The sequence below is a fragment of the Acinetobacter sp. V91_7 genome (genome assembly GCF_031799075.1).
Classification (GTDB): domain Bacteria; phylum Pseudomonadota; class Gammaproteobacteria; order Pseudomonadales; family Moraxellaceae; genus Acinetobacter; species Acinetobacter calcoaceticus.
Genome location: NZ_JAVQNT010000037.1, coordinates 23234 through 44512, shown reverse-complemented (window position 1 = coordinate 44512; position 21279 = coordinate 23234). Strand labels below are relative to the sequence as shown.

Genomic DNA, 21279 nt, shown 5'->3' with positions numbered 1-21279 from the left:
AGACTATTTTTTCTTTAGAAATAAGTCTGCAACACGATCTAAATATACGTCTTCTTTCATTTCTGGGGGCAAAGGATAGGTCTGGTTAGGCTGAATACCTTGCCCTTCAATCATATTGCCATTTGGCGTGTAATAGTGTGAAACTGTCATTTGTAGTGCCGCACCACTTGGCAAAGGAAACAGTTTCTGCACTACGCCTTTCCCATAACTTTTTTCACCGATTACCCAAGCACGCTGATGTTCTTTCATGGCCGCAGTAAAAACCTCGGCTGCCGATGCAGAACGATGATTAATTAATATACCTAATTTTATATTCTGAAATTCATTGCCTGGCAAAGCCTGAAATTGCTGATTACCTTCCGAACGGCTTTTAGTTGAGACGATAATCCCACTATTTAGAAATAAATCTGCCGACTCGACTGCTGCCGATAACAACCCACCTGGATTGTTTCGTAAATCGATTAAAACGGCTTTTAAACGTGGTGAACTATTTTCTTCAATTAACCGTTTAATTTCATTTGCCGTGTCTTGCTGGAATACTCTAATTTTTAGCACCAAAACCTGATTATGCAGCATTACAGGTTCTATATCGGTTTCTATTTTTTTATTACGAACTAAGTTGAGGTTTCCATTTAAATCTTCTGCTTGTACTTGAAGCGTACTTCCGATAGAGCCATAAAGCAGCCCAAGCACCTGATCTTGGTTTAAATTTTTTAAGTCTTGATTATCAATCTTGAGAATCGCTTGACCATTTCTCAAACCTAATTTGTATGAGTCGGAACCAGTTTTAAGATCACGAATCATCCATTTATGGACATGCACTTCAGGGCTTAAAGCAAAATCAACCGAGGCGAGGTCACCTTCGGTATATTGAATCAATTGACGATATTCTTCTGCCGACAAATATCGCGAGTAACGATCTAGCCCACTCACTAGCCCTTTAATGGCTTGCTGAAATAAGGCATCGTCGGACTTCACGTCAACGTAATTATCTCGAACGATTCCATAGATTTGAACAAACTGTTGAATCGACTCAATCGGTACCTCTGCATAACTATGTTCCGGTTCTTCCGAATCGGAATGCAGAGGTGACAATTTCTCTTTTACAACTGGCGCCGCAAAAGAAAATTGGCTGCAACACAGCAACATACTTACAATAAGTTTTTTATATTTAATGTGTTGCAGCATCCAATCACCTTTGGCTTATGCAGATAATGTAATCAGATTACGCCCTTGCATTTCAGCAGGAACAGGAATCTGCATTAAATTGAGAATCGTAGGTGCTACATCGGCAAGCACACCACCTTCTGCAATGGTTGCTTGTGTTGGGCCAACATAGATAAACGGTACAAGTTCCGTTGTATGTTGAGTGTGAACTTGACCGCTTTCGTAGTCTTGCATTTGTTCCACGTTACCATGGTCAGCAGTAATCAGCATATGGCCTTTCTTTGCCATTACCGCTTCATAGACACGTCCTAGGCAGAGGTCGACTGCTTCAACTGCTTTAACAGCAGCATCAAAAATACCTGTATGACCTACCATATCACCATTGGCATAGTTCACAACCAATAAATCGTATTCGCCAGAATTAATGGCTTTAACCAATTCATCAGTTACTTCATAAGCACTCATTTCAGGCTTAAGGTCATATGTTGCAACGTTTGGAGATGGAATCAAAATACGTTTTTCACCTGGATATTCATCTTCACGCCCGCCACTAAAGAAGAACGTGACATGAGCATATTTTTCAGTTTCGGCAATACGTAACTGAGTTTTTCCAAGAGAAGATAAATATTCACCCAATGAATTTTTTAATGCTTCTGGCATATATGCAACTGGCGCATCAATGCTAGCTTGATAACGGGTTAGCATGACAAATTTAGAAAGGTTTGGTACAACTTTACGCTCAAAACCTGCAAAGTCTTTTTCTACAAATGCACGAGTAATTTCACGAGCTCGGTCAGCACGGAAATTCATAAATACAACGCTATCGCCGTCTTGCACTTTAGCAACATCACCAATACGAGTCGCTTTTACAAACTCATCGTTTTCATTGGCTGCATAAGCTAACTCTAACCCTTCCACTGCTGTTTGCGCAGTACGAAGTGCCTCGCCTTCAGTTAACAAGCGATAAGCTTGTTCAACACGATCCCAACGGTTATCGCGGTCCATTGCAAAGTAGCGGCCAATCATGGTCGCGATACGGCCTTGACCTGGATATTGAGCAAATAATGCATCTAATTTTTCTAAAGATGGCTGAGCACTACGTGGCGGTGTATCACGACCATCAAGGAAAGCATGTAAATAAACTTTTGCACCACGTTTTAATGCAAGCTCACACATCGCCACAATATGGTCTTCATGTGAATGGACGCCACCTTCTGAGAGCAAGCCCATAATATGAACAGCACCATTAGCAGCTTTGGCCTTTTCAACAGCGTCGATCAACACTTCATGTTTAAAAAAGTCGCCAGTACGAATATCTTTAGTAATACGGGTAAAGTCTTGATATAACACACGACCTGCGCCAAGGTTCATATGGCCAACTTCAGAGTTACCCATTTGTCCATCAGGTAAACCAACATCTTCACCAGAACCAGAAATTAGACTATTTGGATGCTTTGCGGTCATTGCCGCCAAATTCGGTGTTTTTGCTGCAAGAAAAGCATTATCTTCAATCGCTTCACGGTGACCAACACCATCCATAATGACCAGAACGTGAGGGATCTTGCCAGCAGTTGCATCCGTCATAATCTATTTCTCTTTTGTCTACAATTTCGTCACGATATCTTACCGAATTTTCGGTCAAGACTCTATTTTTTCCTATGGCTTTCACCAATATCTACGATTGATGAAAACCATAAATATCAATTATTACTAGCGAGCGCGGTAAAGCAAATAACTTCCGGCACCAAACATTAACAAGATAGGTACGAGTACGAACCATGCAGGAGATGGGGCATAAACCAAGCTGGCATAACCCAAGAAATCTTGCAAATAATAGAAACTCAAACCAATAAACAATGCGATTACCAAACGGAAACCCATCGATTGTTGGCGTAATGGTCCAAAAATGAATGAACATGCCACGAGAACCAAAGCAATCAACGAAAATGGCGAGGCAACTTTTTGCCAGAAAGCCAATTGATAGGTCTTTGGAACCTGACTATATTCATCCATATAGCGCATGAAACTAATGAGCTGGCTTGGAGATAAATCTTCAGGATCTAAAGTCACCATGTGCACATATTTAGGCTGTAATGCCAAAGAAAGTGATTGTTCGTCATGGTCGGTTTTGATGGCATTTCCTGCCGCCAAAATATCCATTTGTTGTGCTTTCTTCAAAGCCCATTGACCATCTTTTACGAACTGTCCTTGCTGAGCATTGATTAATGATTGCAAGTAATAGTTCTGGTCAAAATCGACCACTTGAATATCTTTTAAATTGCCCTGAGAGTTAGCATAGTCAATATAGATAAATCGCTGTCCTTCACGTGACCAATAACCTTTCACTTCGCCTAAAGCAGCTACAGAGCGGTGGCTTTTAACACTTTCTGCTTTTTCATTGGTATATGGAATAACCCATTCACTTAAAGCGAAAGACAAAATAATAAGCAGTAAAGCTGAGCGCATCACCCAACCAACAATACGCCATAAGCTAATACCAGCAGAGCGCATAACAATAAGTTCACTGCTGGTTGCTAGTGACCCTAAACCAATTACAGCACCAATCAAGGCAGAAATAGGCAAAATTTCATATAGATAACGAGGAGCACCCCATAACACATAGATGAGAGCTTGCCATGCGTTATAGTCGGGTTTGAGCTCACCCAACTCACCAAGGTACGTAAATAAGATCTGTAAAATCGACAAAACAACTGTGGTGCCAAACATCGCAAGCGCAGTGGTTTTCGTCACATATTTGGCGACTATTCGACGTGCTAACATTATAATTTCACTCGCTTGATCTGTTTCTTGATTTTTGGTGCCAACTTCTGTTTACGTGAAAATAAGGCTGCTGCAACGCCATAAACCACCAACACGGCAGGATAAGCCCAAATATCGAGTTCTTCTTTACTAATACGAGTCTTGATTGCAATCATTAATACAATCAGACTGGAAAAAATAAAAATCGCCGGAATAAGACGGTAATAACGACCTTGTCGTGGACTCACCTCAGACAATGCCACAGAAAGCATTAAAGCAATCATAATGGTGAATGGTCCAAACAAACGCCATCCCAACTCGCTTCTTATGACTGGATCATTTGTTTTTGAAAAGAGTTTAGTCGTTGATAAGGCTTCTACATCGCCACTCTCAAACTTAACATCTTTATCATTTTCTAAACGTAGACGATAAGACTGAAACTCTGCTTGTGTATATTTTGGTTGTCCCGGGAATATTTCATAACGACGGCCTTGCACCAGATCAACGACATTGGCTGTGTCATTTGCAACTTCTACACGAGTCGCTTCTTTTGCCAAGATCATGACATCTGGCTTATCTTCTTTGGTCGCACGTTGATAAAAGAAAATATCCTTCAAATTCTTTCGGTCTTCTGACAATGAACCTGCATAAATCGTATAGGGTCCAGAAGAAATAAATTCTCTTGGGCGAACCAAATCGAAGCCTGTCCGAACCGCTTGGGTGGTGGTTAATTTTTCAAACTCACGTAGTCCCCACGGCGTCATCCAGAGCATAAGCACAGACTGACAAACCATATAAACAAGCGTCATTGGAATGAGTAATCGTGCTAATTGATGACGGCTCACACCACTACCGTTCAGTACTGCCATTTCATGGTCAACATATAAACGACCAAACACCAACATTAAACCAATGAAAAAACCCAGTGGTAAAATGAGTGTTAGAAATTCAGGTAAACGATATCCAATGATGCTAAACAAGATGCTGGCATCTAAACGCCCCTGCGCCGCCACACCAAAGTATTTGATCAGACGACCACCCATCATGATTAAGGTCAATAAAGAAATGACCACCAATGAGGTAGAGACAACTTGCTTGACGAGATAACGCCGAATAATCAAAGTAATACTTCCAAAAGGCTAATCGGGACGACTGCTAGTTTACCCGAATGTTAAAAATATAAAACCGCACATTGCAACGCTATGCTTGAAAGTGTTTCAATGTTTTAATTCATCATAACTTTCTATAGGCAATCACGACAGCCATGAAATTTACAACTTATACAACTTTTCCCGAACAGACATCTAATGAATCTTTGTGGGTTTTAGTTGATTCAGAACAGCTACAAAGCAACGTCAACACATATCAAATCAATAACCTAGAAAGCGTTCTTAGCGCTACCCAATTTAAAGGCAACTTCAATGAAACTCTGCCTTTATTTGGTCAGATTTCAAATCAGCCTCACAGCCAATTACTTGGCTTAGGAAAAACAGCTGAACTTCAGACAGTTAAGCTCGCTAAACTTGCCCAAACGATTATCAAATCGACACAAAATAAATTTAAGCATATCGCAATTGATATTGCTGCGTTACCTGTCGAGCACCATTATTTATTTGCTTTAAGCTTAACTCAAGCAGCTTATGGTTATGATGAGTTTAAATCTAAAAAAAATGAATTTGTGTTACAACAGGTTGATTTAATTAGTTCAACGACTAGCCTAGATGAAAAACAACTGGCTTTAGTACATGCAGTACAGTCTGGTCAGTCTTATGCACGTGATCTTGGCAACCGCCCAGGTAATATTTGTTTCCCAGAATATTTGGCAGAACAAGCTCTAGCTTTAGCCGCAGAATTCCCTGACTTACTTAAAGTAACTGTTTTAAATGAGCAACAAATGGCTGATTTAGGCATGTACGCTTTTCTTGCAGTAAGCAAAGGATCTGAACGTCCGGGTCGTATCGTAACTCTCGAATATCAAGCACAGATTGATCAAGCTCCAGTTGTTCTCGTTGGTAAAGGCGTAACTTTTGATACAGGCGGGATTTCTTTAAAACCAGGCCTTGGCATGGATGAAATGAAATTCGATATGTGTGGTGCAGCCTCTGTACTAGGTACCATTCGTGCATTATGCGAAGCAAAACTTCCTATTCATGTAGTAGGTGCAATTGCAGCAGCAGAAAATATGCCTTCTGGTAAAGCAACCCGTCCGGGCGACATTGTGACCACCATGAGCGGTCAAACTGTTGAAATTTTAAATACAGATGCTGAAGGCCGTTTGGTGCTGTGTGACACTTTGACCTATATCAAACGCTTCAATCCAGCAGTCGTGGTTGATATCGCAACATTAACTGGTGCATGTGTAGTCGCTTTAGGCAAAGTACTCAGTGGTTTGTTCTCACCAGATGATGCTTTGGCAGCCGAGCTCCAACAAGCTGGCGAGCAATCATTTGACCGTGTATGGCGTATGCCAGTCATTGACGATTATCAAGAGTTGCTTGATTCACCATTTGCAGATATTGCGAACATCGGTGGTCCATACGGCGGCGCGATTACGGCTGCATGTTTCCTTGAGCGATTTACACGTGAATATCGTTGGGCTCATTTAGATGTAGCAGGAACAGCATGGTTATCTGGTCCAGCTAAAGGTGCAACAGGTCGCCCAGTACCATTACTCATGCAATTTTTAGCGAATCGTGTAAATACGAATGGCTAAAGTTAGTTTTTATCTGTTTGAAACCAGCGAAGAACGGCAAGTCGATAGTGCTTGCCGTTTATGTCGAAAAATATTACTGAAGCATCCTAAAATCTGGTGGTATTGCCCAGATGTGCAGCTACAACAGATTCTTGATGAAAGATTATGGGACTTCGACCCTGTCAGTTTCATTGCGCATGGAGTTGACCAGACTGATGCTGCTGTATGTATTTCGGCTAAACAACCACTTGAACAAGGCCTGTTAGTATTTAATTTTAACAATCATGCACTTGAACAAGTTGATCATTTTAGCCACATTATAGAAATTGTTGAAAATAATGAAACAGCCAAGCAAATTGGTCGAGAAAAATTTAAAATGTATCGCCGTTTGGGTATAGAACCGCGGACCTTTAAATTATAACGCGCTAAAATGTAAATACTGTTGATCAAGGAGAAACATGGTGGCATTAAATGTCGGGCAAGATTTTAAAAAAAGATGGTTAAATGCGCCTGAAGCTGTCCGTCATACCTATCAACAGGATCTGGCACGTATTTGTGACTTACTAGAGCCTCAAACGCCTATTCAGCTTTGGGTTTTAAATGATGAAAAAGCGCAGTTAGAATCACAGCAAAAAATTGAACAAGCCTACGCAGATCTTAAAGCAGAGCTCATTGAGCAAGCACGTATTCGTCGTCAACTTGCTTTAGAAAAATCGCTTGCTGACAAACGTGCATCAGAAGCTGCTTATGCTGCGGAGTTACAAGCAGACGAAGTTCGAAAATTTAATGAACAGACTGAAACATTACACACATTACGTAGTCATTTAGAACAAGAGGTTGCAGAGCAAACCGCGCGTTATCAGAAAAATCCTGAAACACCAGCAGTCAATTACTCTGCTGGCGTAAAACTTAGTATTACCGATGATCAAATCTTATCTGAGCTTGAAAGTTTACGCATTCGTTTAGAACTTGAAGCTGAGAGCTTAATTGAGCAGTCTGTAACGGCTTTCCGAGCCAAGCTACATTCGGCAGCTCAAGAAGAAATTGAATACATTTTAAAGAATTCTAAGTTTTCTGATGAAAAAATAGAAAAGTAAACCTTTAAATATTTCTTTTGTCATAAAAGTGACACGTATATGTCACAGAATAGACATATAGATTATTCTTATAGATCAATTAATTATAAGAATGAAAAGTAGCTATTCAAGATAATTAATGAGGATAAGAGATGGACATTCTGCATCAGATTTCAAAGCAAGTTGAACAGCTAAATCAGGGTGAGCAATGGACGTTTTCAGCACAAGAATTTTATATGAGTCATAACGACTTTAACTCCTTATCTATCTTACTTACACGCGAGTCTGAAAACCGTGATTTTACAATTACTCGCACTCAGCATAACAAACCATGGGTCGGCACACACTCGGTTACTCTAACCAAGCATTAAACTTTTAAAATAAAAAAACCGGAACATGTGTCCGGTTTTTTTATTTTAACGATCTAGCTTTTTATTTTAAAAAACCATTCTCAGCTAAAAAAGCCATACTAATATTTGACTCTGTTTTTTGTTCAGCAGCCTTGTCACCTAGCAATAAACGCTCGATATAACGCGCCAAAACATCGACTTCAAGATTTACCTTACTGCCTACTTGCCATGTTCCAATGTTAGTACGCTCTGCTGTATGCGGAATTAGGTTCAAGCTTAAAATATTTCCACGTAAGTGGTTAATCGTTAAACTAATACCATCTACGGTCACAGAACCTTTTTCCGCTAAATATTTAGCAAGTTCTGCGGGTGCCGTCACTTCATAATAGATTGAGCGAGCATCTTCACGCACTACGGTAATTTCGCCCACGCCATCAACGTGACCACTTACAATGTGCCCACCAAAGCGTGTTGTCGGTAACATTGCTTTTTCAACATTGACACGTTGCCCGACTTTCCAATTACCCAAAGTCGTTCGATTTAAACTCTCACGAGAAACATCAGCTGCATACCAATTATCGCCCCATTCAATCACGGTGAGACAAATTCCATTGGTCGCAATTGAGTCACCCAAATGCACATCTGACATATCCAGATCAGTCTGAATACGTAAACGCACATCACCACCTACGCTTTGCAGGCTTTCAACTTTTCCTAAACTTTCAATAATGCCTGTAAACATGGCTCAATCTCCAAATCTTTTTACACTGCTTAAATTGCAGCGCTTACCAAAGTGCGAGCTGTGTACTATTACCTGAAGTATCTACACCACCTAGCTCGGCGAAGTGGTAAAGCTGGCCTAATAACTGACGTAATGGTGGTCCTGACTTGGCATGAGTATCAGTAATCACAATAAACTCAAGCACGCGTGCACGTTCAGACTGTCGTTGTTTACTCACTCGATAGCGTGGAACATCTTGTGTTAACAAGGTCACTTTGCCCCGCTCCAGATTAGCCATCAGCAAATCTTTCGGCTCGATATTACCATCAGTTGAATAACTGGTCAGAATATAGCGGGCATTGATGGTTGAAAGTAGTTTTTCATACGCATCTTTCGCATATTTAGAAGAGTTATATGGGCTTGGACGTTCTTTACGCCAAGCTCTATCAATTCCACTCTTATAACCTTTGGTATCTGGTGAAGGTAAATCGACCTGATCCCATAAAGTTAATGCATTTAAAACATGGTAATTACTACTATATGCATGCTGGTTATACGGTGGATCGAGATAGGCAACATCTACTTCAAAACCACTCATTTGATTTGCTAGATGCTGTGAATCTACACACCACATTTCAGCAGCAGGACGTTTACGGTCACCAATCTCGCAAAAACGACTTGGTGTTAACCAAAGTAATGACTCAATTCGCTCTAATGCAGTTTGTGTACGTCCGCCCCACCCTTGGTGGAAGCTTTTAAATACGCCACTGGTGTTACTGACAAAACTTGCGGAATAGAGCAATGGTGCGAGCAAAGCACTCATCTCTACATCATTAATTGCGCCTTGAGATTGCCATGTTGCAATCTGCTGGCGAATCGCATCAATACGCATACCATTACGGCGTTTAAAGAACAATCGGTCACGAGCTGGATCATAAATATCATCATTACGTGGGCAAAGGTTATGGGTTACCCAACCTTTAACTTCAGGTAAGCGATTTAAATAATCGATTGCCTTCTGATACCCGCCTAGCTCTTTAAAAGCAGGTGCATCAATACAAGCTAAAATCGCATGATTTAACGCATGGCTATAAGGTTCCCAGTCATTCGCAATCACTCGGTAACCATTTTGACGCGCCAAACGAGATACTACGCCACTGCCGGCAAAGAAATCGGCAAAAATCGGAGGATTCTTTTTCTTGCTATTCAGCGTCCCTGTAATTTCAAGGGCTTCTAAAATTAGATGGAGCAATCGGCGCTTATTACCCAAGTAAGGAACAAGCTGATGGAAAAGATATTCGTCTGTCGTACGGGCTGCATGACGACGTTTGTGATAAACCGAAGGCTCTGGATTCATACTTTCTCTTGCGTAGGGATTAACCTTAAGCGTATATCTTGATCAAGTTGTGTCACATCAAGAAGTGTAAAACGAAGTTGTTGTGCCATATATTCAAACTCTGCATTGAACATGGCTCTTGCACTTTTCCCCAATAATGTTGGGGCAATATAACTGATCAACTCATCTACCAAACCTTCTTGTAAAAAGGCAGTAGATAATGTTGCACCGGCTTCTACCAATACATCATAAATTTGATATTGCTTAGATAGGGTCTGTAACAGCACTTTTAAAGGCTGAATTTCTAATTGTATCACGCCTAAATCGGCAAGTTCTTGACGATATGGCCCCATCACCATCACAGTTCCAGGGTTTTCTAAAATTTTAGCAGCAAGCGGCAAACGACCTTGGCGGTCTAAAATAATCCGTTTTGGCTGTGCAATTGTCTCAATATCAACACTGTCCAGACTTCGTACATTAAGTTGACAGTCATCTGCAATCACAGTATCAATCCCTGTAATCACTGCTCCTGAAATGGCACGCCAATGCTGTACATCTTGACGCGCAACTGCACCGGTAATCCACTTCGATTCACCAGATGCCATTGCAGTACGGCCATCTAGGCTTGAAGCTACTTTTAAGCGTACATAGGGCATGCCCGTAGACATCGCTTTTAAGAAACCTTGGTTTAATTTTTCTGCCAAATCTTCACAAATGCCAACTTCTACTTCAATTCCGGCATTTTTCAAAATCTGAACACCCTTACCCGCAACGAGTGGGTTTGGATCAGGACATGCCACAACCACCTTTTTAACCTGTGCCTTAACCAATGCTTCGGCACAAGGAGGAGTTCTTCCATAATGTGCACATGGCTCAAGCGTCACATACGCTGTTGCACCTTGAGCCTGCTCAGCTGCCTGACGTAAGGCAAAAACCTCTGCGTGTGGTTGACCTGCTTTAGGATGGAAGCCCTCACCGATTAACTGATCATCTTTGACAATGACACAACCAACATTTGGATTAGGCTTAGTCGAATATAGACCTCGTTTGGCAAGTTCAATAGCTTGTTGCATCCAATATTGATCTTTTTTCAACTCAGACATAAAAATCTCAAATAATTATTGTTCACGTTGCTGCATTTGCTCAATTTGTCGGCGAAAAGCTTCAACATCCTGAAAATCTTGATAAACAGAAGCAAATCGAACATAAGCGACATGGTCGAGTGCAAATAGAGATTGCATGACGACTTCACCAATTGTTCTAGACTTCACGTCACGCTCACCTAAACGGCGAATCTGCAATTGGATATCACTTAAAACAGTTTCTATCTGTTCTTGGGTGACCGGACGTTTTTGCAATGCATGCATTAACGAACGGCGTAGCTTGGCCTCATCGAAAGGTTCATTCTTTCCATTCGATTTGATCACACGGGGCATCACCACTTCATAGCTTTCAAAAGTGGTAAAACGTTCACCGCAACTTACACACTCACGACGTCGACGAATCTGACAGCCTTCGGCGGCTAAACGTGAATCGATGACTTTACTATCTGCGGCGTTGCAAAATGGACAATGCATAGCGGATTTATAGGGTCGATTACTTTGACCTAGTGTAGCAAAGTTTCTACACTTACAGAACCAGCATTCTATGAGACAAAAAAACAGTCCTGAGCAAGATCAAAGCATCGCTTTGATCACAGCGCAAGACTGTTCTTTTAAGACAGCAGATATATTACGAATTATTCAATACGTTCGCCATGTTGGCTTAAATCCAGACCCATGCGTTCATCATCAGCGTTAACGCGGATACCAATCACAAGATCAATCACTTTAAGAATTACAAAAGTCGCTACACCACTGTAAACCATGGTTGCCAATACGCCTTCAACTTGTACCCATAATTGACCAGCGAAGGTTGGAGCTAAGGTAACGTTGGCTGCTTTAATAATTTCATCACTGTAAAATACGCCAGTTAAAATCGCACCGACAATACCACCTACAGCATGTAAACCAAATGCATCCAAAGCATCATCAGCTTTAAGTAAGCGTTTAAGTGCAGTAATACCCCAGAAGCACACTACGCCACCGATAAGGCCCATGACTAAAGCACCGCCTACACCGACAAAACCTGCTGCTGGCGTAATCACAACCAAACCAGCGACAGCACCAGAAGCACCACCTAATACAGACGCTTTACCGCGAATCATACGTTCAACAACTAACCAAGAGAACGCAGCAGCAGCGGCAGCAACTTGAGTCACTAAAATTGCCATGCTTGCACGAGCGCCAGCACCTAAAGCACTACCACCGTTAAAGCCAAACCAACCTACCCAAAGTAAGCTTGCACCCACTACAGTTAGAGTCAAGTTATGCGGAGCCATAGATTCACGGCCCAAACCAATACGTTTTCCAAGCATGTAAGCCGCAACGAGACCTGCAACACCTGAGTTGATATGTACAACTGTACCACCAGCAAAATCTAATGCGCCTGCTTTAAATAACCAGCCATCTGCCGCCCAAACCCAGTGAGTAATTGGTGCATAGACTACGAGAACCCAAACTGCAATAAACACCATGAAAGCTGAATACTTCATGCGGTCTGCAATAGAACCGCTAAGGATCGCAACTGTAATAATGGCAAAGGTCATTTGGAAAATAACAAAGAGACTTTCAGGAATTGTCCCACTCAATGCATCAAACGCGACTCCGTTTAGCATTGCTTTAGACAAATCACCAAAAAATGCACCTGTGCCAGAGAACGCGATTGAATATCCTGCAATCACCCACAGCAAACTGACTAAAATCGCAGCAGAAAGGCTGAACATCATAGTACTGAGTACATTTTTTTTACGGACCATACCGCCGTAGAATAATGCCAACCCTGGAATGGTCATCAATAGAACCAATGCGGTTGAAACTAAAATCCAAGAGGTATCACCCGTATCAAGAGTAGGTGTCGGTGCTGGAGCTGCCGGAGTTTCAGCAACTGGTGCTTCTGCAGTGGTTGCAGTAGCTTGAGATGTTGATGTAGCCGCAACTTCCGATGTAGGCGTTGTTACAGCTTCTTCTGCCCAAACGGCAGTACCACCCAAAAGAGCGCCTGATAGACTCAGCGCCATAAGCATTTTTTTCATTCGTGTCCCCCAACCTCATTTGCGAGTTATTTTCTACTCAGCAAGCTTTGTGCCAATTAGACAGCATCTGGTCCAGTTTCACCCGTACGAATACGGATTACTTGTTCCAGGTTAGTCACAAAAATCTTACCATCGCCAATTTTTCCTGTGCTTGCTACACGTGTAATTGATTCAATTACCGCATCGACCATTTCATCACTAATCGCAATTTCGATTTTTACTTTAGGTAAGAAATCAACCACATACTCCGCGCCACGGTAGAGTTCTGTATGTCCTTTTTGACGACCAAAACCTTTAACTTCAGTTACGGTAATCCCTTGTACACCAATGTCAGAGAGCGCTTCACGCACATCATCCAATTTAAACGGTTTTACAATTGCAGTTACAAGCTTCATGTTTGTTTCCTTCGGCTTCTTTTCACCAGTAAGGTTTTATGTTCAATTTTCATGCCAATATTTCAAAGGTTGAGGGAAATGAATCTATTGCATGAACTTTCTTTATAACCTATTTAGTGATCAAGATGTAGATGAGCTATTAAAAATAAAATGAATTTTCAGTATGTTTACATGCTGATTTAATGTTCTATTTGTACTAAAAGAATTGAAACCTATATCCCACCTTCAAGCAGTGGTAAACTGTAAACTATAAGGTAATACAACACTTTGGATATTTCATGCTAGAAACTTTATTACAGGCCATTCTGGAACAAATTGATGAGCCTAAAAAAGATTTGGAAAAAAATTTACGTGCATTATTAAATGAAGCAGTCGAAAAGTTAGATCTTGTTTCCAGACAAGAAATTGACCGCCAAAAGACCGCACTGCAATCAGCCAACCAACGTTTAGCAGAGCTACAAAAACAAGTGGAACTATTAGAAGAAACTTTAAAGAATAAAAAATAAGCACCAATGTAGCGCACTTATACTTTACAACGATTAAAAATGAAGCACCATAATGGAACAACAAGATGTCTTTTTCTAAAATTTATACACGGGGACTTTTGGGTTTACATGCACCTCTCATTGAAGTAGAGGTACATGTGAGTCAAGGCTTACCTTCTCTTACCATTGTAGGCCTAGCCGAAGCGGCAGTAAGAGAAAGTAAAGACCGAGTTCGCTCGGCGATTATTAACAGTGGATTTCAATTTCCGACTAAACGACTAACCATTAATCTTGCACCAGCAGATTTGCCCAAAGATGGTTCACGTCTAGATTTACCAATTGCTTTAGGTATTTTAATTGCCTCTGGCCAGCTCCCAGAAAACTGTGCCGAAGATTTTGAATTTATTGGAGAGTTAGCACTTGATGGTCATGTAAGGCCAGTGTCAGGTACTTTAACTTTGGCAATGGCTTGTCAACAAGCCAAGCATAAAATGCTTTTTCCGATTGATAATAGTCAGGATATTAGCCACTTATCTGACTTTAAATGTTATCCAGTGAGTCACTTAAAAGAAGTCTGTGAACATTTTTTGGGCACAAAGTCTCTATCTTCGGTTGAGCCTACGGCCACTTCAAACCAAATGCCTTATAAATTTGACCTTGCAGATGTAAAAGGTCAGTTACGCCCACGCCGTGCACTTGAAATTGCTGCTGCTGGGGGGCACTCCTTACTTTTTAAAGGACCACCCGGCACAGGTAAAACTTTACTCGCCTCAAGGCTTCCTTCAATTTTACCGCCTCTATCTAATCAAGAAACGCTTGAAGTTGCTAGCATTTACTCTATTTCAAATACATCACATACTTTTGGTCAGCGACCATTTCGAGCGCCCCATCATACAGCATCAGCGATTGCACTCGTTGGGGGCGGTTCTCACCCTAAACCGGGCGAAATTACATTATCGCATTTAGGAGTACTTTTTTTAGATGAGCTCCCCGAGTTTGATAGAAAAGTATTAGAAGTCTTACGCCAGCCGCTTGAGTCAAAAGAAATCATTATTTCACGAGCAGCTCGGCAAATTACTTATCCGGCTAACTTCCAACTGATTGCAGCAATGAACCCATGTCCATGTGGTTATGCATTTAATCAAGATAGTCGTTGTCAGTGTTCACCTGAGAGTATTAAGCGCTATCAAAACCGTATATCAGGACCTTTACTTGACCGTATCGATTTACATATTGATGTGCCACCGTTAAAGGCCCAAGAGCTACAAGATCCAACGCCTGTTGAAGATTCAAGTAGTGTTCGACAACGTGTGATTTATGCCTATGAACAACAGATTCAAAGACAAAATTGTTTAAATCAGGCGCTTTCGCCGAAACAGCTAGAACAACATGCTGTACTTGATAGTACTTCTCAACGAATGATTGAAATGGCTCAACAACGTTTAAATTTATCGGCCCGCGCTTATCATCGTGTTTTACGGGTTGCTCGTACTATTGCCGATTTAGCTCAAAGTGAAGTGATTCAAAGTTCTCACCTTACAGAAGCTTTATCCTATCGAGGAAATAGTTAACAAATGAAAAAACAGCGGATCGTGAGTCCGCTGTTTTTTAATATTTATATGAGTTGTTAATTAAAGAATTTATTACTGCCTATATAAAAAGGCAAAGAGGAAGCTATGAAAATTTTGGCTATATCCGGCAGTGCAAGAGAGGCATCAGCAAATACAGCGCTATTGCGAGCAATGAAAGATATAGCACCGTCCAGTATTGAATTTTCAGTTTTCCATAGCCTTAATAAGCTTCCCATTTTCTCTCCAGATGATGAGGGAGAAAAAACGCCTGCTATAGTAGAAGAATTTATCAAATCTATTTCTGCATCAGATGGCATTATCATCTCAAGTCCTGAATATATCCGTTGTATTCCAGGCGGTCTTAAAAATGCAATTGACTGGATGGTTTCCCGCACCGAAATCATAGACAAGCCTATCGTTCTAGTTCATGCATCTAGCCGCGGTGACGATATGCTGGTTTCTTTAAGAAGAGTACTTTCGACAGTGAGTAGCAATTTTTTTGAAGATTTATTTTTACGCTTCTCTCTTCTTAGCAAATCGCCTGAACAAATTGTTGAGATGCTACAAACTGAAGAATATAAGTCACAAATTACACCTTTTCTGCTTAGCTTTGTCTCCGAGATTCAAAAGTATCAAGATCAATAGAGTAAGCTGATCACCGTGTTTACGAGTAGCACGAGCCATTGTCGATTTGGCTCAAAGTGATGTAATTCAAAGCTCTCATCTTACAACGGCGCTGTCTTATCAGAGATAATCAGCACTAAGATTAGAACAAAAGATTATGAGTCCACTGTTCTTCAAGAAGAAAAAGCGGGTAAAGAAACCCGCTTTTTTACAACATAAACTTAGAATGTTTTAGTTAAACTAAACACTAAGCCTGTGTCATAAGGTTTTTTACCAGCATCAGTCATACCAGAAGTGCTAATGTCTGTACCCACAACATCTAGCTCAGCGACAATACCCAAAATATTATAATTCACACCCACTTTATAATCGATATAGCTATCGTCTTCACCTGGTCCACCAGCAACTACAAGTAAAGAGTCTTTATTTTTGAGTTTGTTATAGCCAACTGAAGCGAGCCCTGTGAAGCCTGTATCTGCAATTGGTGCTGAATAACCTACGTTAAAATACCAGAACTCATCAGAGTGACCCCAATAATCATCTGAATAGCTTACGCCCACACTAAGTGCATCACCTTTAAATAAAGAATCAGCAAAAGTTAATTTTCCATAAAACTCTGTAAAGTCAAAACCAGTATCCCCATTGTATGGGTTAGTAAATTTTGAGTCAGAACCAATATAGCCATAATGAATTACACCTACATCATAAGTTGGTGCAAGCGTATCAGACAGTTTTAATGTATTTGTATAACCTAAAGAGATATCGGTTTCAGTTGAAACACCCGGCGTATTAAAGTCAACGCTGGAACCCCATAGCGCGACATAGGCACCTGACTTATGAGAAAAAGTAAAACCACCTTGAATGGCTGGGTTATTTGACGATTGTGTAACACCGCGGAAGCGGTAGTCTGTAGTTGCCGCTACACTACCTGTTGCAGTGATACCATAAAAAGATGGTGCTTCTTCAGCCATAGCCATGGTTGAACCAGCTGCGAAAATACCAAGACCTAAGGTCTTAAGTGCAAATTTCATCATTTTGATCTCCCCCATAATGAATGCACGATTTATGTATATAAAACACATTGTGTTACTTAAGCTTTAGCAATTGCTGTGCCAAGTCCATATTCCCCTTCGCTGCATATCATTAATATTGAAATCAAAATATCTCTACAATAAAAATTCCATTTAATTTTTATAAAAATATATTCATAAAAAACAATATTATAAAATAAGACATCTATCCGATTAGAAAAGAGCAACATGAGAAAACACCTTGTCGGAAATAAATTAGCGACGTCAGAAGTATCCATTTACTCAATGTAAAATTTCTATTTAAACTTAAATAAGAGATATAAAAATTACGTAAATTTCTTAAGGCCGAGCTTGTAATGGTCTGTGAATGGGCATTTCTTTTAATTAGATTTCTTCATTTTTTTCTGTTTTAAAACTTATGAACTATTTTGGGTCTTTTTTAAGCAATAGTATGAGCAAAAAGAGTAATGCACAAAATTTACGCAAAATATCGCACTAAATTTGATCAAATTAACTAAAGTCTATTGGCTTATTATAGTGATCTCTTTTTGCACATCATGCATTAAAAATAATGTTATATAGTAACAATTTAGAGAGCATCGGAAATAAACAGTAAAAAAAATCAACTTAAGAGAAGATTAAAAAGTAAACATATCCACCAAAAAAGATCAAAAAATAAACACAAGAATCAACTATTTTTTGAGCTTAGAATATAAAATAAATGGTAAAAATCCACTAAAAAATAAATTACTTTTTTTATTTTAAACAATACATTAAGTATAAAAGCTTAATAGTAAATTTAGTAAACAACCAGTAACACATTAATCAATTTCTGCATAGGATATATAAAATAAAATCAACAAAAATATATCTTTTTTATAGATTACTTATACAATTGATTCAAATCCTAGGCCCTGAACAATAACAAGGCACAGGATTTATCGTTTTTATGAGGTTCTTTAAATATGCTAAATGCACAAAAACTTACATTAGCAGTTCTCATTTCTGCGGCAATAATTTCCTCAGCTCAGGCAAGTGAGCAAAGTGAGGCAAAAGGATTTGTTGAAGATGCGAACGGTTCTATTCTCTTCCGTACAGGTTATATCAGCCGTGACAAAAAACAGGGCGCGAAAGATACTAGCTCATTTGCTCAGTCAGCAATTGTAAGTATCGATTCCGGCTTTACCCCTGGTATTGTTGGCTTCGGTGTTGGCGTTGTTGGTGATGGTTCATTTAAAATCGGTGAAAATAAAAATGCCGGAAACCAAATGATTCCATTACATAACGATGGCTCAGCTTATGATCACTGGGCTCGTGGTGGTGGTAGCGTTAAAGCACGTTTCTCGAATACAACAGTACGTTATGGTACTCAAGTACTTGATTTGCCTGTTCTTGCAAGTAATACTGGACGTATGGTTCCTGAATATTTTACAGGTACTTTATTAACCAGCCATGAAATCAAGGACCTTGAATTGGTTGCTGGTAAATTTACTAAAGACCAAATGTCTGATCAAATCAATACCGATGCGGATGTAAATGGTAATGGGCTTGATCGCGCCATTGTTTGGGGTGCTAAATATAAGTTTGATGACAATTTAAATGCATCTTACTACGGTTTAGACAGCAAAAATGCTCTTGAACGTCATTATGTGAATGTGAACTTTAAACAGCCTCTGGCTAATGACAGTTCATTAACTTATGATTTCAGTGGTTATCATACTAAGTTTGATGAAAATGCTATCACATATTCAGAAACTACTGATGACAAGTCTAACCGTAAGAACAATATTTGGGCAATTTCTACAGCGTACAACACTGGCCCACATAATGTAATGGTTGCCTACCAACAGAACAGTGGTAACGTAGGTTATGATTACGGCCAAAATGCTGATGGTTTCCAAAGTATTTATTTACCAAACTCTTATATGTCTGACTTCATCGGCAACGATGAAAAATCTGCACAAATCCAATACAGTCTTGATTTTGGTAAGTTAGGCGTATTACCTGGTCTAAACTGGACAACTGCATTTGTATACGGTTGGGACATCAAAGTTAAAGGTTTAACTGATGATGCTGAAGAACACGAATTCTTTAACCAAGTGAAATACACAGTTCAAAGTGGTTTCGCTAAAGATGCGAGCCTTCGTATTCGTAACTCTTACTACCGTGCAAGTGATGCTTACCAATCTAATGCGTACATCGGTGATACAAACGAATGGCGTATCTTCCTTGATATCCCTGTGAAATTATTCTAATTCATAGATCTATCAAGCATAAAAAAACCTACGTCTGGCAACAGATGTAGGTTTTTTATTAGGCTCAGAATCTCAATTGAGAAACTCTGAGCCTTATCAATTAAAGCTTATTTAGCAGCTTCAATTGCTTTTAGTACTTCAGCTTTAGCAACATCAGCACCTTCCCAACCACTGATTTTTACCCACTTACCAGGTTCTAAATCTTTATAGTGACTGAAGAAATGCTCAACTTGGCTAATCAACAATGGAGGAAGATCTGTATATTCCTTCACATCTTTGTAAAGTGGAGACAATTTTTCGTGTGGAACAGCGATTAATTTCGCATCGATACCACCGTCATCTTCCATTTTTAATTTGCCCACTGGACGGCAACGAATTACAGAACCAGCAGCAACAGGATGTGGAGTTACAACAAGTACGTCTAACGGGTCGCCATCTTCAGACAAAGTATTTGGAACATAACCATAGTTCGCTGGATAGAACATTGCTGTGCCCATGAAACGGTCTACAAACAATGCATCAGAATCTTTGTCGATTTCATATTTAATTGGTGCTGCATTTGCAGGAATTTCAATGATGACATAGATGTCATTTGGGGCATCTTTACCTGCTGGGATATCGCTGTAACTCATATCAATACTCTTTCGTTATGAAGTCAGATGTAAAATCCACTCGATTATAGCGTGGATATCATCAAAATGATGCCGATTATACAATGCGCACACGCGAAAGTTGATATGAATGATGACAGAATGACACTCAAGTCAGTTTAATCGTGACCACTAATAAGAAGATTGGACACAATATAGATAAGAACCAGACAATCGAGCGTAAAGTTGCCCAATTACTTAAATAGCAGATCCCATAAATAACTCTTAAAATAATATATGCCCAACCTAATCTCAGAATAAAATATTCTGGAACAACCATATATTCGGCCATTAAAATAGCCGTTAAGAATAAAGGTAGGCTTTCAAAACTATTTTGTTGTACGGCATTAGCGCGAGCAGCCAGACCAGTTGTTTTGGCAAAAAAAGCTCTCGGGTTTTGATTATCGGCAGGCTGAAAACCACCTGTAATTTTTGCAATTGCGGTAAATGCGTATGGCAGCAAACATGCCACTAAAATAATATAGATAATGCCGCTGATGCCCTGCATAGTGCCATCCATCACTGAAAATACTGTTGATCATGCTATCATAACATTGCGTTTTTACCTGAAATTTTATGCAATCACTTGTCAACACTGATGAATAGGGCCATGTATGCAACAACCTGATCAAAAAGAACTGTTTGAAGTCTTGGATAAGCAAAAACAGAATCAACTTCAGATAGATCGCATATTAAAGATCGTACTCCCTATTGTCGCTTTTTTACTGAGTGTGATTTGTGCAAATTTGAATTGGCAATCTACACTTGGCACCTTTGTTATTTTAACAATTACCTTTATTGCAGTTGGTATTAAACGACTTCCTTTGTGGCACTGGCTCATTGTGATTACGATATATTGCTTAGCAGATAATTATTTAAGTTATGGTCAGCTTGATTTAACTCACCTACGCCTGCAACTCGGCACAATGCTTGTTTTTGTGGGGATGGTTGGAATTGGACGCCCTTATATAGACCGCTGGTTTATAAAAAGTCATAAAATTTAAAATAAAAAAAAGCGCCCTAAGGCGCTTTT

Annotated in this window: 22 protein-coding genes and 1 pseudogene; 10 read left to right on the top strand and 13 right to left on the bottom strand. The window is 39.9% G+C overall.

Annotated features, from left to right (window positions below; all coding sequences use genetic code 11):
* Positions 1–3: 3 nt before the first annotated feature.
* The 4 genes from RMB03_RS11845 to lptF form a co-directional block, all read right to left on the bottom strand.
* Entirely contained in the window at positions 4–1188 is a 1185-nt protein-coding gene (locus RMB03_RS11845; protein ID WP_080026167.1) for a S41 family peptidase, read from the bottom strand.
* 15 nt (positions 1189–1203) lie between these two features.
* A complete protein-coding gene (gene gpmI / locus RMB03_RS11840) occupies positions 1204–2751 on the bottom strand; it encodes a 2,3-bisphosphoglycerate-independent phosphoglycerate mutase (RefSeq protein ID WP_151744795.1) in 1548 nt (515 codons plus the stop codon).
* Positions 2752–2877: 126 nt separating this feature from the next.
* Positions 2878–3948: an LPS export ABC transporter permease LptG gene (lptG, locus tag RMB03_RS11835; RefSeq protein ID WP_151744796.1), complete on the bottom strand. Its 1071-nt coding sequence runs from the start codon at positions 3946–3948 to the stop codon at positions 2878–2880.
* Entirely contained in the window at positions 3948–5048 is a 1101-nt protein-coding gene (gene lptF / locus RMB03_RS11830) for an LPS export ABC transporter permease LptF (protein WP_151744797.1), read from the bottom strand. The genes lptG and lptF overlap by 1 nt, the downstream gene beginning before the upstream one ends.
* 143 nt (positions 5049–5191) lie before the next feature.
* Here lptF and RMB03_RS11825 point away from each other — a divergent pair, with 143 nt between their 5' ends.
* The 4 genes from RMB03_RS11825 to RMB03_RS11810 all read left to right on the top strand — a co-directional run bounded on the left by RMB03_RS11825 (position 5192) and on the right by RMB03_RS11810 (position 8066).
* Positions 5192–6640, top strand: coding sequence for a leucyl aminopeptidase (locus RMB03_RS11825; RefSeq protein WP_151744798.1), 1449 nt, complete (start codon positions 5192–5194; stop codon positions 6638–6640).
* Complete coding sequence (locus tag RMB03_RS11820) at positions 6633–7040, top strand: DNA polymerase III subunit chi (protein ID WP_311076309.1); 408 nt, start codon at positions 6633–6635, stop codon at positions 7038–7040. The genes RMB03_RS11825 and RMB03_RS11820 overlap by 8 nt, the downstream gene beginning before the upstream one ends.
* Before the next feature lie 37 nt (positions 7041–7077).
* Positions 7078–7716 (top strand): hypothetical protein, encoded by a 639-nt coding sequence (locus tag RMB03_RS11815; RefSeq protein ID WP_311076306.1) that lies wholly within the window; start codon positions 7078–7080, stop codon positions 7714–7716.
* Positions 7717–7847: 131 nt separating this feature from the next.
* Positions 7848–8066: a hypothetical protein gene (locus tag RMB03_RS11810; RefSeq protein WP_311076304.1), complete on the top strand. Its 219-nt coding sequence runs from the start codon at positions 7848–7850 to the stop codon at positions 8064–8066.
* 61 nt (positions 8067–8127) lie between these two features.
* On the opposite strand, the gene RMB03_RS11805 is transcribed toward RMB03_RS11810, so the two are convergent.
* From RMB03_RS11805 to glnK, 6 genes are all read right to left on the bottom strand, one after another.
* A complete protein-coding gene (locus RMB03_RS11805; protein WP_005301612.1) occupies positions 8128–8787 on the bottom strand; it encodes a riboflavin synthase in 660 nt (219 codons plus the stop codon).
* 43 nt (positions 8788–8830) lie between these two features.
* On the bottom strand, positions 8831–10123 hold the full coding sequence (locus tag RMB03_RS11800; RefSeq protein ID WP_003654420.1) for a DNA adenine methylase: 1293 nt from the start codon (positions 10121–10123) through the stop codon (positions 8831–8833).
* Positions 10120–11205: a bifunctional diaminohydroxyphosphoribosylaminopyrimidine deaminase/5-amino-6-(5-phosphoribosylamino)uracil reductase RibD gene (gene ribD, locus RMB03_RS11795; RefSeq protein WP_311076300.1), complete on the bottom strand. Its 1086-nt coding sequence runs from the start codon at positions 11203–11205 to the stop codon at positions 10120–10122. The genes RMB03_RS11800 and ribD overlap by 4 nt, the downstream gene beginning before the upstream one ends.
* 15 nt (positions 11206–11220) lie before the next feature.
* Positions 11221–11679, bottom strand: a complete 459-nt coding sequence (nrdR, locus tag RMB03_RS11790) for a transcriptional regulator NrdR (protein ID WP_003654416.1) — start codon at positions 11677–11679, stop codon at positions 11221–11223.
* Between the two features lie 161 nt (positions 11680–11840).
* On the bottom strand, positions 11841–13235 hold the full coding sequence (locus RMB03_RS11785; protein WP_080026161.1) for an ammonium transporter: 1395 nt from the start codon (positions 13233–13235) through the stop codon (positions 11841–11843).
* A 56-nt stretch (positions 13236–13291) separates the two neighbouring features.
* On the bottom strand, positions 13292–13630 hold the full coding sequence (gene glnK, locus RMB03_RS11780; protein ID WP_000780326.1) for a P-II family nitrogen regulator: 339 nt from the start codon (positions 13628–13630) through the stop codon (positions 13292–13294).
* A gap of 278 nt (positions 13631–13908) precedes the next feature.
* On the opposite strand from glnK, the gene RMB03_RS11775 reads away from it, so the two are divergent.
* The 4 genes and pseudogenes from RMB03_RS11775 to RMB03_RS11760 form a co-directional block, all read left to right on the top strand.
* The gene (locus tag RMB03_RS11775) at positions 13909–14136 is read left to right on the top strand and encodes an accessory factor UbiK family protein (RefSeq protein WP_003654412.1); all 228 of its coding nucleotides are present in this window, start codon (positions 13909–13911) and stop codon (positions 14134–14136) included.
* A gap of 65 nt (positions 14137–14201) precedes the next feature.
* Positions 14202–15686, top strand: coding sequence for a YifB family Mg chelatase-like AAA ATPase (locus tag RMB03_RS11770; RefSeq protein WP_311076297.1), 1485 nt, complete (start codon positions 14202–14204; stop codon positions 15684–15686).
* A gap of 105 nt (positions 15687–15791) precedes the next feature.
* Positions 15792–16331 carry an NADPH-dependent FMN reductase gene (locus RMB03_RS11765; protein WP_311076296.1) on the top strand — a complete coding sequence of 180 codons (540 nt, stop codon included), beginning with the start codon at positions 15792–15794 and terminating at the stop codon, positions 16329–16331.
* 19 nt (positions 16332–16350) lie between these two features.
* Positions 16351–16440, top strand: a pseudogene (locus tag RMB03_RS11760) (ATP-binding protein); the annotation flags it as partial.
* 91 nt (positions 16441–16531) lie between these two features.
* On the opposite strand, the gene RMB03_RS11755 reads toward RMB03_RS11760, so the two are convergent.
* Entirely contained in the window at positions 16532–17344 is an 813-nt protein-coding gene (locus RMB03_RS11755) for a TorF family putative porin (RefSeq protein WP_003654402.1), read from the bottom strand.
* A gap of 962 nt (positions 17345–18306) precedes the next feature.
* On the opposite strand from RMB03_RS11755, the gene RMB03_RS11745 reads away from it, so the two are divergent.
* Positions 18307–19596 carry an OprD family outer membrane porin gene (locus RMB03_RS11745; protein WP_281833249.1) on the top strand — a complete coding sequence of 430 codons (1290 nt, stop codon included), beginning with the start codon at positions 18307–18309 and terminating at the stop codon, positions 19594–19596.
* 107 nt (positions 19597–19703) lie between these two features.
* On the opposite strand, the gene ppa is transcribed toward RMB03_RS11745, so the two are convergent.
* Together ppa and RMB03_RS11735 are read right to left on the bottom strand one after the other, a co-directional pair.
* Positions 19704–20228 (bottom strand): inorganic diphosphatase, encoded by a 525-nt coding sequence (gene ppa, locus RMB03_RS11740; protein WP_003654399.1) that lies wholly within the window; start codon positions 20226–20228, stop codon positions 19704–19706.
* A 127-nt stretch (positions 20229–20355) separates the two neighbouring features.
* A complete protein-coding gene (locus tag RMB03_RS11735; protein ID WP_003654397.1) occupies positions 20356–20754 on the bottom strand; it encodes an MAPEG family protein in 399 nt (132 codons plus the stop codon).
* A 106-nt stretch (positions 20755–20860) separates the two neighbouring features.
* Here RMB03_RS11735 and RMB03_RS11730 point away from each other — a divergent pair, with 106 nt between their 5' ends.
* Positions 20861–21250, top strand: coding sequence for a hypothetical protein (locus RMB03_RS11730; RefSeq protein ID WP_005037366.1), 390 nt, complete (start codon positions 20861–20863; stop codon positions 21248–21250).
* Positions 21251–21279: the final 29 nt, after the last annotated feature.

Excerpts from the sequence above, each read along its gene's own strand:
- RMB03_RS11800 (WP_003654420.1), bottom strand. The coding sequence starts at position 10,123 with ATGAATCCAGAGCCTTCGGTTTATCACAAACGTCGTCATGCAGCCCGT.
- ppa (WP_003654399.1), bottom strand. The coding sequence starts at position 20,228 with ATGAGTTACAGCGATATCCCAGCAGGTAAAGATGCCCCAAATGACATC.
- RMB03_RS11735 (WP_003654397.1), bottom strand. The coding sequence starts at position 20,754 with ATGCAGGGCATCAGCGGCATTATCTATATTATTTTAGTGGCATGTTTG.
- gpmI (WP_151744795.1), bottom strand. The coding sequence starts at position 2,751 with ATGACGGATGCAACTGCTGGCAAGATCCCTCACGTTCTGGTCATTATG.
- RMB03_RS11770 (WP_311076297.1), top strand. The coding sequence starts at position 14,202 with ATGTCTTTTTCTAAAATTTATACACGGGGACTTTTGGGTTTACATGCA.
- RMB03_RS11765 (WP_311076296.1), top strand. The coding sequence starts at position 15,792 with ATGAAAATTTTGGCTATATCCGGCAGTGCAAGAGAGGCATCAGCAAAT.
- glnK (WP_000780326.1), bottom strand. The coding sequence starts at position 13,630 with ATGAAGCTTGTAACTGCAATTGTAAAACCGTTTAAATTGGATGATGTG.
- RMB03_RS11810 (WP_311076304.1), top strand. The coding sequence starts at position 7,848 with ATGGACATTCTGCATCAGATTTCAAAGCAAGTTGAACAGCTAAATCAG.
- nrdR (WP_003654416.1), bottom strand. The coding sequence starts at position 11,679 with ATGCATTGTCCATTTTGCAACGCCGCAGATAGTAAAGTCATCGATTCA.
- RMB03_RS11845 (WP_080026167.1), bottom strand. The coding sequence starts at position 1,188 with ATGCTGCAACACATTAAATATAAAAAACTTATTGTAAGTATGTTGCTG.
- lptG (WP_151744796.1), bottom strand. The coding sequence starts at position 3,948 with ATGTTAGCACGTCGAATAGTCGCCAAATATGTGACGAAAACCACTGCG.
- RMB03_RS11815 (WP_311076306.1), top strand. The coding sequence starts at position 7,078 with ATGGTGGCATTAAATGTCGGGCAAGATTTTAAAAAAAGATGGTTAAAT.
- RMB03_RS11820 (WP_311076309.1), top strand. The coding sequence starts at position 6,633 with ATGGCTAAAGTTAGTTTTTATCTGTTTGAAACCAGCGAAGAACGGCAA.
- RMB03_RS11785 (WP_080026161.1), bottom strand. The coding sequence starts at position 13,235 with ATGAAAAAAATGCTTATGGCGCTGAGTCTATCAGGCGCTCTTTTGGGT.
- RMB03_RS11805 (WP_005301612.1), bottom strand. The coding sequence starts at position 8,787 with ATGTTTACAGGCATTATTGAAAGTTTAGGAAAAGTTGAAAGCCTGCAA.
- ribD (WP_311076300.1), bottom strand. The coding sequence starts at position 11,205 with ATGTCTGAGTTGAAAAAAGATCAATATTGGATGCAACAAGCTATTGAA.
- RMB03_RS11745 (WP_281833249.1), top strand. The coding sequence starts at position 18,307 with ATGCTAAATGCACAAAAACTTACATTAGCAGTTCTCATTTCTGCGGCA.
- RMB03_RS11825 (WP_151744798.1), top strand. The coding sequence starts at position 5,192 with ATGAAATTTACAACTTATACAACTTTTCCCGAACAGACATCTAATGAA.
- RMB03_RS11775 (WP_003654412.1), top strand. The coding sequence starts at position 13,909 with ATGCTAGAAACTTTATTACAGGCCATTCTGGAACAAATTGATGAGCCT.
- RMB03_RS11730 (WP_005037366.1), top strand. The coding sequence starts at position 20,861 with ATGCAACAACCTGATCAAAAAGAACTGTTTGAAGTCTTGGATAAGCAA.
- RMB03_RS11755 (WP_003654402.1), bottom strand. The coding sequence starts at position 17,344 with ATGATGAAATTTGCACTTAAGACCTTAGGTCTTGGTATTTTCGCAGCT.